Origin of the sequence: Sphingomonas sp. UYEF23 (assembly GCF_040546165.1) — a bacterium.
Lineage (GTDB): Bacteria > Pseudomonadota > Alphaproteobacteria > Sphingomonadales > Sphingomonadaceae > Sphingomonas > Sphingomonas glacialis.
Genome location: NZ_JBEPNG010000010.1, coordinates 22,036 through 38,057 on the forward strand (window position 1 = coordinate 22,036; position 16,022 = coordinate 38,057).

The 16,022-nt window shown below is 66.3% G+C and carries 18 protein-coding genes; 4 read left to right on the forward strand and 14 right to left on the reverse strand.

Annotated features, from left to right (window positions below; translation table 11 throughout):
* Nucleotides 1-7: 7 nt before the first annotated feature.
* The 9 genes from ABIB28_RS15950 to ABIB28_RS15990 all read right to left on the reverse strand — a co-directional run bounded on the left by ABIB28_RS15950 (nucleotide 8) and on the right by ABIB28_RS15990 (nucleotide 8,333).
* Nucleotides 8-973, reverse strand: a complete 966-nt coding sequence (locus ABIB28_RS15950; RefSeq protein WP_354289060.1) for a hypothetical protein — start codon at nucleotides 971-973, stop codon at nucleotides 8-10.
* On the reverse strand, nucleotides 970-3,666 hold the full coding sequence (locus ABIB28_RS15955; RefSeq protein WP_354289062.1) for a fimbria/pilus outer membrane usher protein: 2,697 nt from the start codon (nucleotides 3,664-3,666) through the stop codon (nucleotides 970-972). Before ABIB28_RS15955 ends, ABIB28_RS15950 begins: the two co-directional genes overlap by 4 nt.
* Nucleotides 3,667-3,670: 4 nt before the next feature.
* The gene (locus tag ABIB28_RS15960) at nucleotides 3,671-4,405 is read right to left on the reverse strand and encodes a fimbrial biogenesis chaperone (RefSeq protein ID WP_354289064.1); all 735 of its coding nucleotides are present in this window, start codon (nucleotides 4,403-4,405) and stop codon (nucleotides 3,671-3,673) included.
* Between the two features lie 52 nt (nucleotides 4,406-4,457).
* Entirely contained in the window at nucleotides 4,458-5,054 is a 597-nt protein-coding gene (locus tag ABIB28_RS15965; protein ID WP_354289066.1) for a hypothetical protein, read from the reverse strand.
* Entirely contained in the window at nucleotides 5,054-5,662 is a 609-nt protein-coding gene (locus ABIB28_RS15970) for a hypothetical protein (protein WP_354289068.1), read from the reverse strand. Before ABIB28_RS15970 ends, ABIB28_RS15965 begins: the two co-directional genes overlap by 1 nt.
* Nucleotides 5,659-6,198 carry a hypothetical protein gene (locus ABIB28_RS15975; RefSeq protein WP_354289070.1) on the reverse strand — a complete coding sequence of 180 codons (540 nt, stop codon included), beginning with the start codon at nucleotides 6,196-6,198 and terminating at the stop codon, nucleotides 5,659-5,661. The genes ABIB28_RS15970 and ABIB28_RS15975 overlap by 4 nt, the downstream gene beginning before the upstream one ends.
* 92 nt (nucleotides 6,199-6,290) lie before the next feature.
* Complete coding sequence (locus tag ABIB28_RS15980) at nucleotides 6,291-6,926, reverse strand: hypothetical protein (RefSeq protein WP_354289072.1); 636 nt, start codon at nucleotides 6,924-6,926, stop codon at nucleotides 6,291-6,293.
* Nucleotides 6,927-6,967: 41 nt separating this feature from the next.
* Complete coding sequence (locus ABIB28_RS15985) at nucleotides 6,968-7,630, reverse strand: hypothetical protein (RefSeq protein ID WP_133186138.1); 663 nt, start codon at nucleotides 7,628-7,630, stop codon at nucleotides 6,968-6,970.
* A 142-nt stretch (nucleotides 7,631-7,772) separates the two neighbouring features.
* Nucleotides 7,773-8,333, reverse strand: coding sequence for a hypothetical protein (locus tag ABIB28_RS15990; protein WP_189675949.1), 561 nt, complete (start codon nucleotides 8,331-8,333; stop codon nucleotides 7,773-7,775).
* A gap of 287 nt (nucleotides 8,334-8,620) precedes the next feature.
* On the opposite strand from ABIB28_RS15990, the gene ABIB28_RS15995 reads away from it, so the two are divergent.
* Nucleotides 8,621-9,565: a lycopene cyclase family protein gene (locus ABIB28_RS15995; RefSeq protein ID WP_354289074.1), complete on the forward strand. Its 945-nt coding sequence runs from the start codon at nucleotides 8,621-8,623 to the stop codon at nucleotides 9,563-9,565.
* 381 nt (nucleotides 9,566-9,946) lie between these two features.
* Here ABIB28_RS15995 and ABIB28_RS16000 read toward each other — a convergent pair whose 3' ends face one another.
* Together ABIB28_RS16000 and ABIB28_RS16005 are read right to left on the reverse strand one after the other, a co-directional pair.
* The gene (locus ABIB28_RS16000; protein WP_354289076.1) at nucleotides 9,947-10,567 is read right to left on the reverse strand and encodes a helix-turn-helix transcriptional regulator; all 621 of its coding nucleotides are present in this window, start codon (nucleotides 10,565-10,567) and stop codon (nucleotides 9,947-9,949) included.
* Between the two features lie 237 nt (nucleotides 10,568-10,804).
* Complete coding sequence (locus ABIB28_RS16005) at nucleotides 10,805-11,872, reverse strand: helix-turn-helix domain-containing protein (protein WP_354289078.1); 1,068 nt, start codon at nucleotides 11,870-11,872, stop codon at nucleotides 10,805-10,807.
* 136 nt (nucleotides 11,873-12,008) lie between these two features.
* Here ABIB28_RS16005 and ABIB28_RS16010 point away from each other — a divergent pair, with 136 nt between their 5' ends.
* The 3 genes from ABIB28_RS16010 (at nucleotide 12,009) to ABIB28_RS16020 (ending at nucleotide 14,496) form a co-directional block, all read left to right on the forward strand.
* Nucleotides 12,009-12,590, forward strand: a complete 582-nt coding sequence (locus tag ABIB28_RS16010) for a hemerythrin domain-containing protein (protein WP_354289080.1) — start codon at nucleotides 12,009-12,011, stop codon at nucleotides 12,588-12,590.
* A gap of 47 nt (nucleotides 12,591-12,637) precedes the next feature.
* Nucleotides 12,638-14,107: a diguanylate cyclase domain-containing protein gene (locus tag ABIB28_RS16015; protein ID WP_354289081.1), complete on the forward strand. Its 1,470-nt coding sequence runs from the start codon at nucleotides 12,638-12,640 to the stop codon at nucleotides 14,105-14,107.
* A 131-nt stretch (nucleotides 14,108-14,238) separates the two neighbouring features.
* Nucleotides 14,239-14,496 carry a hypothetical protein gene (locus tag ABIB28_RS16020; RefSeq protein WP_354289083.1) on the forward strand — a complete coding sequence of 86 codons (258 nt, stop codon included), beginning with the start codon at nucleotides 14,239-14,241 and terminating at the stop codon, nucleotides 14,494-14,496.
* Nucleotides 14,497-14,509: 13 nt separating this feature from the next.
* Here ABIB28_RS16020 and ABIB28_RS16025 read toward each other — a convergent pair whose 3' ends face one another.
* From ABIB28_RS16025 to ABIB28_RS16035, 3 genes are read right to left on the reverse strand one after another with little or no spacing between them, the layout of a single operon-like run.
* Nucleotides 14,510-14,731 (reverse strand): hypothetical protein, encoded by a 222-nt coding sequence (locus ABIB28_RS16025; RefSeq protein ID WP_354289085.1) that lies wholly within the window; start codon nucleotides 14,729-14,731, stop codon nucleotides 14,510-14,512.
* The gene (locus ABIB28_RS16030; RefSeq protein WP_354289087.1) at nucleotides 14,728-15,417 is read right to left on the reverse strand and encodes an HAD-IA family hydrolase; all 690 of its coding nucleotides are present in this window, start codon (nucleotides 15,415-15,417) and stop codon (nucleotides 14,728-14,730) included. Before ABIB28_RS16030 ends, ABIB28_RS16025 begins: the two co-directional genes overlap by 4 nt.
* The gene (locus ABIB28_RS16035) at nucleotides 15,414-16,013 is read right to left on the reverse strand and encodes an FMN-binding negative transcriptional regulator (protein ID WP_354289089.1); all 600 of its coding nucleotides are present in this window, start codon (nucleotides 16,011-16,013) and stop codon (nucleotides 15,414-15,416) included. The genes ABIB28_RS16030 and ABIB28_RS16035 overlap by 4 nt, the downstream gene beginning before the upstream one ends.
* Between the last annotated feature and the right edge of the window lie 9 nt (nucleotides 16,014-16,022).

Genomic DNA, 16,022 nt, shown 5'->3' on the forward strand with positions numbered 1-16,022 from the left:
ACGCGGATTACGGCGCCGTCGCTGTCGTCGCGGTGCAGGTCGATCCGGCATAGCCGTCGCTCGGGCGGAAGGTCAGCGTGATCGTGTCGCTATAGTCACCGGCCGGCTGGCTGGCGACCGCGGCCGGATCGAGCGCGACTTCGACGAGCTTGACGTCGCCCACTGGCATTTGCGTGACGGGGCAGGCGATCGTCGTTGCGCCGGGCACGGTGATCCCTGCATATTTGAGGCGATAGCCGATCGCGCCGGTCTGATCGCGGCCGCGGCGTAGACGCTGGCCGTTGTCCGTCGCGATGTCGACCGCATAGGGCAGCGTGCTGAGCGCGGTGACCGATGCGTTACGGACGAGCGCTGCACCGTTGCCCAATTCGCCAAACGCGATCTCGCCGCGCTGCTGGCCGGTCCCGCCGACATAGGCCGATACGATCCGCGGCACGGTGACCGCAAGTTCGGTCTGGCCGTTATACTGTTCCTGCTGCGTGCCGAACAGGTCGCTGCCGGCATAGCATTGGTAGCGGACCACCAGCCGCTCGGCATAGCGACCGGCATAGGCCTGCTGCCCGCGCCCGATGCTGAGCCGGAAGACCGTCTCGCTCATGTCGCGCGCGCGTGCAAAGCCGACGCGCGCCGAATTGAGATCGGTCACCGACTCGGCGGTCGTCACGAACACGCGCCGCCCGCGATCCTCGAGCCAGTCGATCGTGTAGAGATCGGGACCGTCGGTCCCGAACTTCGGCGCGCCGTTGCGCCCGGTCGAATCGACCAGGAGGAAGCGAACCGAGCTGACATTCGGATCGGTGCGCAGCACGCGCAGCGTGAACACATCGACATATTCGGACGGGCTGAACGGGTTGTACGTCCGCTGGATCCCCTGGTTGAGGATCTCGAACTGCGCGCAATTGGTCGGGCCGGCCCAGGCCGCTACCGGGCTCGCCAGCATCGCCGCGGCGATAAGGATAGAAGCGCGCATCATTTCGTCTCCAGCTTCACATCGTTCAGGCGCACCACGCCGCTTGCATCCTTGGCGATCTCGATGATCGCGCTGCTCTTGGGCTCGGTCGGCATTTCGATCCGCCACTTGCCGGGGCGCAAGCCCGACAGGCCGAAGCGGCCTTCGCGATTGGTGAACACCGTCACCGGCTTGGCGCCGGGCTTGGCGAGCTCGAACGCTTCGCCCGCGAGCAGGCTGACCGGCGACCCATCCTCGAGCTTGAAGGTGCCGATCGCGGTGATCGAATAATCGGATCCGACGGTGACGAGATACCCGGCCTTGTACGGCGGATAGACGCGAATGTTGCCTGCGCCCAGATCATAGCCCGCGGGCGCCTTGGGCGCGTCGAAGGTGACGACGCGGTCGGCAAAGGCCGACAGATCGTTTGCGACCGCGCCGCCGAGCAAGCCCGAGCGCGCGGTATAATGCCCGTCGGACGGATTGACGACGACTTGCGTGCCCTTCAGCGAGCGATGCGGCGTGACCAGCGCGAACCCGTCATAGACCGGCCGCGAGATCGCGAAATGGCCATCGGCGAACACCAGCGCGGTGCCGAGCCGTGCCGAGGTGCGCTGATCGGTGACCTTGAACCCGCCAGCATCGAAAGCCGTGGTGTGCGAGACCGCGAGCTCGGCGCGATTGGCGGTATAGCTGACGCCGCCGTCAACCCCGAACGCGCCCTGGCCGTAATCGGCGTTGACCGCGAGCGAGGTGGCGCCGACGCCGGTGCCCGACGAGGTCTGATAGCCGATCCGGCCGCGTCCGCCGCGCGATTCATATTCGGCAGTGGCGCTGCTGCGCCCGCCCAGCCGCAATGTGAGGCCGAGGCGCCCGCCATAGGACGAACCGCCGACGTTGCGATTGTCGTAAAGGCCCTGCGCCTGCAGGTTGAGTCGTTGCGACAGGCGGAAACCGTAGGTCAGCCGCGCCGATTGCTGGTCCGAAAAGCCGCTGCGTCCCTTCGAATAGCGGCCGTCGACCGAAACGAACTGGAACTCGCCGATCGCCTGCGAATAGGTCGCGCCGGCCTCGAAGGCATAGCGATTGTCGGCCGCGATATCGTTCGGGGTCGCGAATTTGGGGCTGCGCGTCTCGAACGTCAGTGCAAACGCCTTGCCGCGCGACCCAGTGCCGCCGAACGTCCGCTGGATCGAGGCATTGAGCGCATAGCCCGTGCCGACGCCGCTGACACGCGAGGCGGCAAGATCGAATCCCACCGTCCCGAGCGGGCTCGCCCAGACAACCTCGACCCCCGCCGTCGCGCCGCGCTTCTGTGCCTGGAAATTGGCGCCGGCGGTGAGCGTGTCGGAGATGCCGCGCCGGATGAACCCGCTCGCGACGGGCTGGTTGAAGCGATAGTTGCGCCCGGTATTGGTCGTCGGCGCGAGCACACCGCCATAGACGCCGAACTCGGTGAGGCCCTTGGCGAGCAGCGTACGGTCGAAGAATAGCGAGAATTCGAGCGTTTCCTGCCGCCCGCTGTCGTCGGTGATCTGCAATCGGACGTCGTTGAGGCCCTGCACGAACGGGAAATCGCGGACGTTGTAGGTGCCGGGCTCGAGCCGGATCTGCCGGATCTGCTGGCCGTTGATGAAGGCGACGACGTTCGACGGGCGCACGACGGTGAAGGTCTGGCTGCCCGTCGGCTGGACGTTGCGCTGCGGCTGCAGCACGGAGTAGGTGCGCGCGAACGACACGCCCGCCATTTGCGGCGCACCCGAGAAACCGCGCGTCACTGGCAGCAGATCGCCGACGGTTACCCGCGCGAGCAGCCGATCATTGTCATAGACGAAGCGCGTGCCCTCGCGCTGGAAGAGCGTCGGTGAACCACGCTGGCCGATCTGCAGCGTGCCTTCGCCCTCGAGCACGACGCCGTGCGCGCGCAGCGCCCAATCGGTCGAAACGATCGGGCTCTGCAGGCCGCGGTTCGAACCCTGCCATTCATAATCGGCGCTCGTCCGCAGATTGACGTAGCCCGCGACTCCGGCGGGGCGGTCGACGTCGCCGACGACGTCCTGGCTCAACTGCGCAAGGCGGACATCGCGCCGCGTCCGCGCCGTCGGCGGAATGACGATGACCAGCCCGATCGTCTGGGGATCGTAACTGATGAGATAGCCGAACGCCGAGAATTGCTCGACCGGCGTATCGCCCAACCCGCCGAGCCCGCTGGCCAATTTGTCATAGGCGAGTGGATCGATGACGGGCTTGACCGCCTTGAGCACTGCCGGCGCGTTGACCAGCACATGATCGTCGCGCGTCAGCGTGAACGGCACTTCGCCCAGCGCGAACGGCCCGTCGCGGAGCGGCGCGGTGAGCACGATGTCGCGTCCGGTCGGATTGAGCTTGGGGCCGGTGGCGTCGGCCGGCGCCGCTGGCGGGGGCGGCGCGGACCGCTGCGGTTGCGGCGCGTCGCCGAGGAACGCATTGCTGCCGCCCGACACCACCGGCGCACCAGCATCGGCCGCGAATTTCGGCAGCAGCGGTCCACGGTCGCGCCCGGGCGGCGGCGCGGTGGTCCCCGCGGCTCGGGCATCGCAGATCAGGTGGCAGAGCTGCGCGCGCGGCTCGGCGCGGTCCGGCCGCCACGGCACCGTTCGATCGACGAACAGGGTGGAGCGGGCCGCAGCCGGAGCTTCGGCGAGCAGCAACGCGCTGCTCGCCAACAGCGCTGCCATCACGCTAGCGCCGTGATTTGGACGTGTAGACTGCCTCAACTGACCCCCCGTCGAGCGGCAAATCTAAAGGAGTCTGCAGCTTCCGTACTTGCCCCGCCCCAACCAGACCGTATCCAAACTGCTGCTGGATTTCGGCGCTGTTCATCGACTTCTTGAAGACTTCCTTGCCTTGCCGGTCCTTCTGCAAGATTTTCAGCGTTCCTTCGGCCAGATAGCCATAGGTGTTCGACTGGTTCTGCAGGTTGAGCAGCAAGCGAACCTTGCCATCCACCCCTTTGACCGCTTCGGCCGACTTGACCTCGATCGCCGATTTCGCCCCCGGCGCGGCGACGCTGACGATCACCTGGAAATTGTAGAGGATCTGCACCGCCGACTGGCCGGCGGGCAGCTTCACGGGCAATTGCGCCACCGTCAGGAAGAAGTGCCGGCTGGTCTTGATGTCGGGATCGCCGATCCACTGGATGCGGAACGATTGTGAGCGCCCCGGCGGCACGATCGCCTGCGGTGGGAAGATCAGCAGATCCTTCGCCTCGCGGGTCGAGGCGACGAGCGCCCCGTCCTTGAAATCGGCTTCGGTCGCGCGAAGTTCGATCGGCAGCGGGGTCGTGAACGAATTCTCGACCGTCACCACTTGCGACGTACGGCTGCCGGTCGTCGACAGATCGACGATCACCGGCTGAACCGTCATCGCCACCGCCGCCGCCGCGAAGATCGCGACGCCGACGGCAAATATCAGCATCATGCGCAAGCGCGCCAGGTACGTCACGTAATGTCCCCCCCACCCATCCTGGTCAGGATGTTGCTTCGACCCGTATCGTTACGGTGTCGTTGTAAATGCCCGCGACGAGCGGCGTGCCGCCGCCGGGAATGCGAATGCCGATCTGCGCGGTACCGGTCGCAGCGTTGCCGACAAGCGTCTGCACCGTGCGTGCCGTGCTGGTATCGAACCCCGCGCTGGTCCCGGCCCATTCCAGCGACACGCTGAAATCGAGCCGGTTGCGCAAGGCGCCGGTCGGGCCGCTGCCCGCTTCGTTCACCAGCCCGCCATTGCGGCTTTCGATCTGGATGCGGTGCGCGGTGTTGCAGGTGATCGGCAACGCTATGCGAATGGCGGCGGGATTGGGCACGCCGGTGAGCGGATTGATGAACCCGGGGCCGCCCAGCGCGACGTCGAGACCGCCCGATTGCGCGACGGTGACGCGCGCATTGTCCTGCTCGGTCGCGCTCGGCGACCCGATCACGCAGCCGGGCGGCGCGGTGCCCTCGACCACCAGATCACGCGCGCCGGCAGTGCCTTCGCCCGACAGCACGCCCGCCGAGCTGGTCTGCGCAAATGTCGCGCTCGGGAGCGCGATCGTCAGGGTCGCGAGCAGGAGCGCGATCCGCATCATTGCGCTCCCAGCGTGACGGTGAGGGTATCGGTGTAGTCGCCCGCGACGAGCGGCGCATTGGCCAGCGCGTTGGTCGCGCCGGGCAGGACGCGGAAATCGATCGTGATCGTCCCGGCCGCCGCCGTCGCCGAGCTGAAGCCCGCCGATTTGGGTGCGCGCGTCGTCGCATCGGCGTCCAGGCGAACGCTGTTCTCCTGCCACGTGACATCGGCGAGATAGGGAACGGCATTGCCGAAGCCATTGGGCGTCGGCGTGCCGATCGTCTGGCGCCACAGCCCGTTGTTCCGCGACGCGACCGTGAGCGTGTAGGGATAGTTGCACGCGGCATCGAAGGCGAGCGATGCGCGCACCGGCCGGGTCGACAGGTTGGTCGGATCGGTCAGCGCTGCGATCCGCAGGATCCGTCCGGTCAGCGCGTTGACGTTGAGCGCCGCGCTGCCCGTGTCGAGCCGCGGGTCGCCGAGGATGCAAAGATCGGGCACGCTGCCCGTGACGGGGAGCGCCGACGTCGGTTGCGGTGCTGCAGGCGCGATCTGCGCAGTGGCCGGCATCGCGCATGTCATCAGCAGGAGCGCGGGGGCGAGGCGAACGGGCAGGGCGGTCATGGCAGCGGCCTCAAGGTCACGCGGATCGCGCCGAGATAGGCACGGCTCGCCAGCGGACGCGTGGCGCTGCCCTCGCGCAGCCGGAAATCGCTGGCGGTGATGATGAGCGGGACGACGCGCGGATCGGGGGCGGTCTGCACCGCGTCGCGCTGGGTGGTCGCGCCGTCGGTACGATAGGTTGCTGCAGTATCGGTCCAGCCCGACGCGGTTGCAGTATAGTGGATGGCGTTCGTGAAGCCGCTGCGCAATTGCGCGGTCGCGCCTTGCGGGGTCAGTTCGATCGCGGAAATCTCGATTTCGGACGGGGCGTTGCACCAGGTGTCGCCGAGTTCTTTCTGCGGCGGCGCGAGATTGCGACGCAGCAAGCCGGTCTGCGTATCGATCAGCACGCCCAGATCGAAGCTGCCGCGCGTATCGGTCGATCCGCCGATCTGGCACACGGGTGGCACGCCGCCGACGAAGCGGACGGTGACGCTGTCGGGTCCGGTCGGGTCGGTCTGGGCATGGGCAGGCATCGCCGTTGCCAGCAGCGCCATTGCTCCAAGACAGAACCGGAAATCGCTCAACGCGGTACTTTCGACGGAAGGAAAAAGGCCGGGGCGGGAGAATCCCGCCCCGGCGGGTAGTCTTACAGGCCAGGCGTCAGCGTCAGCGTGACGGTGCTGGTGTAATTGCCGGCGACCAGGCGGGCGGTCGACGTGTCGTAGCTTGCGCGCGGCAGCGTGCCGGCACCGGCGACCGATGTTGCGGTCGAAGCATCACCGAAGTTCACGAAGGTCAGCGTCGCGCCTGCGCCGGTCGGGCCAAAGCGACCGACGGTTGGGCCGCCGGTGCCATCTTCGGTGGCTTCGATCAGATCGTCCGAGCGATCCGAGCGGCTCAGGCCGTCGATCTTGAGCGCCAGATCATAGACGATGTTCTGCGCGAAACCGCTGTCGGTCAGGCCGCCGGACGAGCCGTCCTTCTGCAGCGACGTGCGCGTCAGCACGACACCGTTCGCGCCGCCGGTGCACCAGGCCTTCATGTTGAGGCCGGTCAGTGCGTTGCCGATCGTCGTGCCGACATTGCCGCGCGCGCGGCCAGTGTCGTTGGTCAGATCGTAATTGGCGAGCGTGACGGTCTGGTCGTCGGCCGCGATGTTGCACTTGGCGGGGGTGTCGGCCTGAACCGTGACGGCGACGTCATGGTTGTTCGAGGACTCATCCGCGAAGGCGGGGGTGGCGATGACGGCCGTCGCGGCCGCGAGCAGATACAGGGTCTTCATGATGATAGTCCTTTCAGAGAGAATTTACAGGTGGTTGTGGATCAGTTGCCGGGGGTGAGCGTCAGCGTGACGGTGCCCGTATAGGTGCCGGCGACCATGCGCGCCGCGTTGTTCTCGGAACCGTTGAACACGGCGCGGGTGACCTCAGCGCCGCCCTGGCCGTTGCTGACGGCGTCAACCGACGTGCCCGGTTCGGTGACGAAGCTGATCTTCGAACCCTGGCCGGTCGGACCGAAGGCGGGAACGGCGATGCCCGAGCCGGCGCCGATGCCAGGGCCGTTGGCCGGGCCATCGCTCGTGCCGTCGAAGAACGCTGCGCCATCGCGCGTCGCGCCATCGATCAGCACGTTGAGATCATAGACGATCGCCTGGTTGAAGCCGTTTACCGCGTTGCCGTTGCCCGTGATCAGCGCCGAGCGCGATACCGCCACGCCGTTGCGGGCGCCGTTGCACCAGGCCTTCAGGTTGAGGCCGCTGAGGGCGTTCGCCACCTTCTGGTCGACGTTGTTGCGAACGCGACCCTGATCGTTGGTCAGGTCGTAGCCGGTCAGGGTGATCGTCGAATCGTCGGCAGCGATGTTGCACTTGGCCGGCGTGCTGCCCTGGACGGTGATGGTCACGTCGTGATTGTTGCTGTCCTGCGCGAAGGCAGGCGTGGCGATCGCGGCGACGGCCGCGGTCGCGAGGATCGTGATGGTCTTCATGTCGTAGGTCTCCCACCTGGTTGCTGCGCTCGACTATCGTTCCGATCGCAGCCGCGCGGTGCGACCTTGATTGGACTCCTGTTGGACGGAGCGCGCGTCCAACGTTGGAATGGCGGGATCACCAGCGCAGGGGCGCGGCGCATCATGTGCGCGGCCCGACGACGATGGTGAGCGTATCCTGATAAGTGCCTGCGGCGCGGCGGATGCCGTCGTCGCCGCCACGCCAGCCGACGATCACGCGGCCGTTGCGGCGGATCGCGGTGCGGCGGCCCGACGACAGGCCCTGGCCGGCGACAGTGCCATAGAACGGACAGGCGCTGCCGGCCGCGACGAGGTCGGCGGCATCGCAGGGCCGCGTCGCGATCGGCGCATCGTCGGTTTCGAGCGCCAGCGCGACCGAATAGGCCTTGCGGTTCGAAAAGCCCGTTTCGGTCCGGCCGACAGGGCCCGCGCGCGTCGGATCGTCGAGCACCATTGCCCCGTTGCTCGAGCTCACCGCGATCGCGAAGGGCGTGTTGCAATCGAGCTGAAAATCGAAGCCGAGGGTCTGCGCGGTTTCGAGGTCGGGCAAGGCGGCGCTCGCCAGTGTCGCGGGACCGCGGGCAATGCCGCACCGCTCGGCGATCGTCGCGGTAACGTCGATCGCGATATGGTCGGCGTCGGCGGCAAAGGCGGTCGACGGCGCCACGAGCGCGATCGCCAATGCCCATGCCTTTCCACGACCGTATGCCATCGGTTTGCAAGCCCCCGTTGCCAGCCCCGGGGTCCGCCTCGACTCGACGAGGTCAGTTCCGAGCTGGTAAAGAAAGCGTTAAGGGCGGGACCGATCCGGCCGCATCACCACCATTGATTAGAGACTTATTTAAAACGGGATATTAACCTTACATGCCGGGCGCCGCCGCGGCATCTGTCCCTTATTGACACGTTAAGAACATCATAGCGCGACCGGAACCGGATGGCCGAGCGCGCAGAGGGGAGAGGCGGGGCGCAATGTCGATCGAGTCGCGGACGATCGACGTGGCAATCGTCGGCGGGGGATTACACGGAAGTCTGGTCGCCCTGGCACTGGCGCGCTGGCGGCCCGAGGCGCAGGTCCTCCTCATCGAAGCGTGCGATCGCTTCGGCGGTGGCCCGATCGCGCCGTTCCGGCTGCGCGACGTAGGGACGGCGATGTCGCTGGTAATCGAGCCCCTGATCGTCGGGGAATGGCCGCGCTACTATGTCGAGCTGGGCGACGAGACGCACAGCGTGGCCGACGCGCTTGGTTTGATCGACCCGGCACAACTCCATGCCGAAGTGTTTGCCCACCTTGGCTCGACGCGATGCTGGCGCAACGTCTCGGCGATTCCTCGCGGCGACCAGATCATCGCGACGCCGCGCGGCGAAATTCGGGCCGGCCTCGTGCTCGATCTCCGACCACCGCCGCCCACGGCGGGGCCAGCGATCCTGGCCACCATGATCGATTATCGCAGTCCCGATCCGCTCGGGCTTCGCTACCCTATTCTGCTCGACTCGGTGCTCGCGTGGCGGACCGGGGCGGCAGTCTGGCAGTATTTCCCGATCGGACGGCACGGCGTGATGGCGCGCGCCTTACGCTTCGATGCGACACCGCTTACTTTGCCGGTGCGCTTTGCGGTCACGACCCTGCGGGCGCCGCGCGAGATTGCGCTGTCCTTTGCCGTCGATCCGCGCTGGTCATCGCTTCCGCCGCATCCGCTGCTGCCGTCGGCGATGGGATCGGCGGCGGCGCTGGCCCAGGCCGTCATCGCGCTCCCCGAATGGACGCCGGCAGCCTATGCCGCGGCCCGCACACGCGCGGCCGGCAAGATTGCGCCCGCAGTCGCCGCGCGCGCCGCGTTGTTCGCCACGCTGCGCGATGAACCCGATCGTCGCTGCACGGTCCTCGCCGAGATGGCGATGGATATGATGGTGTGACGGCCGGACCGGTTCAAGCGGGCATGCGCGCGACTGGCGCAGCGGCGCTCTGCAGCGCTGGCCTGAGCGTCGGCAACGGCAGCCAGTGCGTGGGCACAACCGCGCGGCAGAGATCGTCGCTCCACCAGCATGCGGGTTGACCAGAACTTTCAGCGAGCCACTGGCAGCGACCGATCAACGTGAGGCGATCACCGTCTGCAACCGCGAAGAGAATCTCGCTGCCGTCGGTCTGCGCAGAAGAAATGACACGCCAATATTGCATAGGAGGATTCTGCAGCGCCACTATTCTGTCGAAACCGAACGCTATCCCAGCGCGGCGCGCGTATCAATATGCGTCACCAATATTGGTGATGACCGGGGCGCCGCGCGGGTGATCGCAGGTCACAGCACATAGGCCATGACCTTGTGGAACAGTCCTTCGCGCGACGAGACATCGAGCTTTGCGTAGATCGACCTGATTTGGGTACGCACCGTATCGAGCGAGACCCCGTGACATTCGGCGATGCCGTCGGCGACGCTGCCATTCAGCAGCTTCAGCAGCACCGCATGTTCGGCCTTGGTGAGATCGAACACCCGGCTGAGATTGGCAAAGCGCGGCGTTTCGGTGCGCCAGAAGGTGACGGCGATGAGCGGTCGATCGAGATCGCTGAGGCGGCGGATCTGCATCACGATATGATTGTCGTCTGCGCTGAGCAATTCCCAGCAGCGCGTCGTATCGGTACTGGCACCGATCGCATCGACCAGCTGCGCGTGTTGCGCGCTATCGACCGCGGCCAGCGCGGCCTTGCGCACTTCGAGATCGCGACGCTGCGCCAGGAACGAGTCCGCGGCCTCGTTCGCCCAGACGAGCCGCAGGTTGCGATCGACCAGCACACGCGGCACGGGATCGGTCATCAGCCAGTGGCACAGGCTGCCGTCATGCGACGCGGGTGCCTCGGCCGCGTGGCTCCGCGCGAAAATAGGAGGTGCGCTCTGCAAAGGTATGGAACGCTCGACTACCATGCGCAGCGCCGTCCCAACCCCGTGCATCGGCTCGACGCACACGGTTTTTGCGCAAAAGTCTGTAGAGCTCGCGCGTGCTTGTTCGACGCCCGTTCGAAACGGCCCATCGTTACTATCCCCGTCCTTGTTACCCGTGGTTGCTCCATTTTATTGTTAATGGTTGCTTAACCGCGGCAATTACGCCGCATGTGTAACGATAGAATGACAAGAGCAAAATAGTTGAAGAACCGTACCGAGTCAGGACGCCAGATCGCGAGCCGTTTGCGCGCCGACGAGACCGCGATATTCGCGCGGCGTCATGCCGAAGCGCGTGCGGAAACTGCGGCTCAAGTGCGAAGCGTCGCTAAACCCCAGCCGGTGCGCAATGGCGCCGATCGTTTCGCCGCGGTCGACTTCGGCGATTGCGGTCCGCGCCCGCTCCAGGCGCTGCGAGACGATATAGGCATGCAGGCCACCCGTCTCGGCGAACGCGGCGAATAGCCGCGCACGCGGCACGCCAAGCACCTCTGACAAATTGGCCGCGGTGACATTGCCGGCTCCCAGTCGCCGTTCGATCTCTTCCTTGGCGCGCGACAGCAGAGCCTGTTCGGGCGACGTCCTCGGCGTTTCGCCCGGCGCGACGTCACCAACCAATATCTCGATCAAATCGAGGAAGACGCGACCGAGCGCGGGCGCCAGCGCAGCGCTCAGCCGCGGGAGCGATCGACGCACCTGCGCGGCGTGCGCGAACAGCATGTCGCTTTTCGGTGGGGACACGACAAGACCGTGCAGCGCGCTGAGCGGCCCGAAACGGGCGTGGGCAACAGCGCGCGGGATGATGACGGCATAGGTCTTGCTGGCGGTCGAGACGTGCAGCGACGGCAGACCGAGATCGTGGAAATGCAGCGATCCAGCGGGTTCGTAGAAGGCTTGCCCGTTCATATCCCCCTGCGCCAGCCCTTCGATCATCAGATTGATGATGATGGGATCGAAATCCGACTCGCGAATGTCTTCCTTGCGGCGTTCCCAGCGCTGTCCGGTGATCTCCGTATAGACGAACGTCACCTCGCCCAGTTGGGATGCTTCCCAGCATGTGTTGAATGGCTCGGTAGGTTCGGTACGGTAGACGGCTCTCTCGCGGGGCCAATTGCGCATGCGCCAAGCCCGATAGCGGTCCTCCGCAGGCAAGCCCTCGGTTGAATAATGGTCGATTGGAATCGTGGTCGCCGCCGCTTCATTCTGCTCGTTGCGGCAAGCGCTCATGGGCGACACGGAGTCGATAGCGGCAGGTGGAATTCTTCGCGTTATCGAACCATCAACCGCCATCTGCGCATCCTGTCGCGCGCACTTTGTTCGGTCAATGTCGTTTTAACCATCGTCCGCTCCAGAGTATGGGAGAAGTGCAAAGCGGCTGTGTGCCGAACGCCTTGACGCGGACCTTCCGCCGTCTGAGAGCCGCGTCATGACCCTTTCTCCCGCCTCTGTCCTGCTGCCCGATCGGACGGGGCTGTCTGACGAAATCGCCTATTTGCGTGCGGCCTATCCTGCGGCGCAGTGGCAAAGCCATCGCAATTATGGCGAGCTGACCGCGTTCTGGCTGCACGTCCATGCCAGCCTGCGCGAACAGGCGGCGCGACTCGACGGCATGACCGCGAGCTTTCGCGAGGGCAGCATGGCGGTCGGTGCGTTTCAGGCTGCGGTCGTTCCGGGGCTCAATCACTTCCTGCACCATTTGAGCGGACATCACGGAATCGAAGACCAGGCCTATTTCCCCAAATTCCGCGCGCTCGATCCGCGCATGGCGGCGGGATTCGATGTGCTCGAGAGCGACCATGGGATCATCCATGCCGGGCTTGAGGCGACGCTCGATGCTGCACGCACGATGCTGCGCGCATTCGGCATGCCGGGCGACTCTCGCCCCGCAGTCGATGCCTATGCCGGCACGAGCCACATCCTGTTCGCGCAACTCGTCCGGCATCTGGCCGACGAGGAAGAAATCGTCATTCCCGCAATGCTCGAACACGGCGAACGCCGCGTCAGCTGAGCTGTGGCGATAGCGGTTCCTTAACCGCACGATGGCTATCCCGCGAAATGACCGAGATGGATCACGCCTTCGGTGCCGTCGCCGGAAACGACGAAACGCGCCGCCTTGCAATGCTCGATGGCCTGAACATTCTCGACACGCCCCCCGAGGCAGAATTCGAAACGATCATCGCCTGTGCGCAGCGATTGCTCGGCACTAAGATTGCCTTGCTGTCGCTAGTCGGCGAGGATCGCCAATGGTTCAAGGCGAAGCGCGGGCTCGATGCGAGCGAGACGCCGCGCACGCACTCGTTCTGCGCGCATGCGATCCGCGGCGACGGGTTGCTGGTCGTGCCCGATGCGACGCTCGATCCGCGTTTTGCCGACAATCCGCTGGTGCTCGGGAAGCCGCACATCCGCTTCTATGCCGGCGTGCCGATCCGCGCGACCGATCCCGCGATGCCCGAGCGCAGCTATCCGATGGGCACGGTGTGCGTCATCGATGATCAGCCACGCACGCTCAGCCCCGACGAAGCGACGGTGCTGTGCGAGCTCGGGCATCTGGCCGAATCCCTGCTTTCCGCGCGTGCGCTCGCCGCGCGCGCGAGCATCCTCGCGCAGGAGCGCGGCGCGGCGATGCAGCGGCTCGACATCACGCATCGCCAGTTCCGACAGGCTGAGCGGATGGCCAATATCGGATCGTGGCGGCTGACGCTCGACGACAATCGCACCGAATGGTCCGATCAAATCTATGCGATCCACGGCATGGCGCTGGGGGTGAAGCCCGGTCTCGAAGAGGCGCTCGCTTTCTATCCGCCAGCGGCGCGGAGCCAAGTCGTCGATGCGCTGGGGCGCACGATCGAGACCGGCGTTCCCTTTTCGGTCGAGACCGATTTCGTGACCGCGCAGGGCGCCATCCGCCGGATCTGCTCGATGGGCGAGCTCGAATTGCGCGACGGCAAGGCAGTCGCGGTGATCGGCGTGATGCAGGACATCACGATTCGCTATCGGATGGAGCAGCAATTGCGCCACAGCGCGCGGCGCGACGATCTCACCGGCCTCGCCAATCGCGCTTATTTCAACGAGACGCTCGACGAGGCGCTGGCGACGGCGCGCCGGCAAGACACGCGACTCGCGCTCGCGCTGATCGACCTCGACCATTTCAAGACGATCAACGACACGCAGGGGCATCTCGCGGGCGATGCGGTGTTGCGACAAGTGGCGACGTGCCTTGGCGCCGAATATCTCGCCGGGACCTTTGCGGCACGGCTCGGCGGTGATGAATTCGTCCTGCTGATCACGCGCGACACCGCGTTGCAGGATCTCACCGGGCTGCTCGACCGGCTGGCGCGCGATCTGCGCCGGCTCGGTGGCACGGGCGAGGATGGGATGACGGTGTCGGCGACGATCGGCGCGGCATGGCTCGACCGCGAGGTGCGCGACCGCAGCGACTTGCTCCACCACGCCGATATCGCGCTGTACGAAGCCAAGCGCGCACGGCGCGGGACGGTGAGCGTCTATCGGCGCTCCGCGGGATAGCCGCACGCGTACGGCGAAGGGATGGTGGCGGGACGGTGGGATCGCCTAAGGGAGCTTCACACCGTGCCGTCAGGAGAGTTTCGATGAACGCCATTTGCTGTGTTGCACGGCCCGCGCCACAGGCCTGAGCGGTGGCAAAGAAGCGCTATCTCACCGCGACGCTGCCCGACGGCTATGTCAAGACGATCGGGCCGACGAGCACGGCGTTCACGCATTATTGGCGGATCGTCGCGCTGCTCGCCAACGGCAAGAGCGAGGTGTTCTGGGGCCATACCAAGTCGCTTGCCGAGGCCAAGCGCAAGAAGTCGGCGCTCGCGGAGGCGGCGGCGCAGCGCGGCTGGAAAAGCCATGTCTTCGAGATCGCCGAACTGATCGAAACCCAGCCCTGACGCGCGACCCGCGTTATGCCTCGGGCGGGGTGCGCCAGCGGCGCGCGAGCGCGCGCGGAACGGTCGCGATCATCAGCAGCGCCGACAGCACCAGCGCGGTGCCGATCACCTTGGGAAAGGTCGCGTGCGAGCGTGCGATCAGGATCAGCCCGAGGATCGCGCCCGCCGCACCCGCCAGCCGCGTGCCGATGATCAGGAAATAGCGATTGCGCGCGGTGGTGTCGGCGTCGGTCATGCGATCGGTTCCTGCATCAAGCGCGGCAGCGCCGGCACGACATCGGCAACGGCGTGTGCGCCGGCCGCGGTCAGCTCGCCGACCGGATGATAACCCCATGCCACGCCGAGCGCGCGCACACCGGCGGCGCGCGCCATCAGCATGTCGAAGCTCGTATCGCCGATCATCACCGTCGTCGCCGGGACCGCGCCGGCATCGGCCATCGCCGTCTCGATCATCGAGGGGTGCGGTTTCGAGGGGTGACGGTCAGCGGTCTGCAGCGTGACGAAGCGCGCGGCGATGCCGTGATGCGCGAGGATATGCGCGAGGCCACGGTCGGACTTGCCCGTCGCGACGCCGAGCACCCAGCCGTCGGCCGCGAGGCTGTCGAGCACGTCGACGATCCCCTCGTACAGCGGCTCCTCGGCCATCGCGCCCGAGGTCCGCAGCCGGAAGAAGGCATCCTTGTAATCCTGCGCGAGGCTGCGGTGCAGTGCGTCGTCGCCGAGCGGCAGCAGCATCCGCATCGCCTCGACCAGGCTCAGCCCGACGATCCGGCGAATCGCCGCGCGCGGGGGCGCCTCGATTCGCGCGATCGAAAACGCTTCCTCGACCGAGCGGCAGATATTGTCCTGGCTGTCGACCAGCGTGCCGTCGCAATCGAACAGCGCGAGGCGGTTGGCGGTGGAGGTCTGCATCGTGCTCATGCGTTGCGCATCCAATAGGCGATCCCGCGCCGTCCGGCCGCTTCGACGCCATCCGCCGCCGAAAGGCGCGCCGCGTCGGGCTTGTTCTGCCCGAGCTTGCGCGTGCCGCGCCAGCCTTGCACCTCGAGCGTGAAGCCGACGATCCCGCGCGTCATCTGGTCGAACACGGAAGGGGTCATCTTCGCGCGCGTCCAGGCTGGCTTGGGCGCGAGCCGTGCTTCCTGTTCGGCCGAGAGCTGGTCGAGCTGTCCGACCAGCCCCGCCTGATCGAGCCGCCGCATCCGACCCTCGAGCTCGACCGCGACGTAATTCCACGTCGGCACTTGCTCGTTGCCGAGATCGTACCAGTCGGGGCTGATATAGCCGTCAGGCCCTTGCGCGACGAAAAGCCCGGTCGCGCCATCGAGATGCTTGGTGATGCCATTGCCGCGCGAGACATGCAGCGCGAGCGTGGTCTCATCGCGCCACACCACCGGCAGATGCACCACGCGTGGCCCGTCGGGCGTCGCGGCGAAGAGCGTGCCGAATCCGAGCTCGCGCACCAGATCGCGCATCTCCGCGCGGTCTTCCCAGCGAAAGGTCGAATCGGGATGCATCAGCCGCGC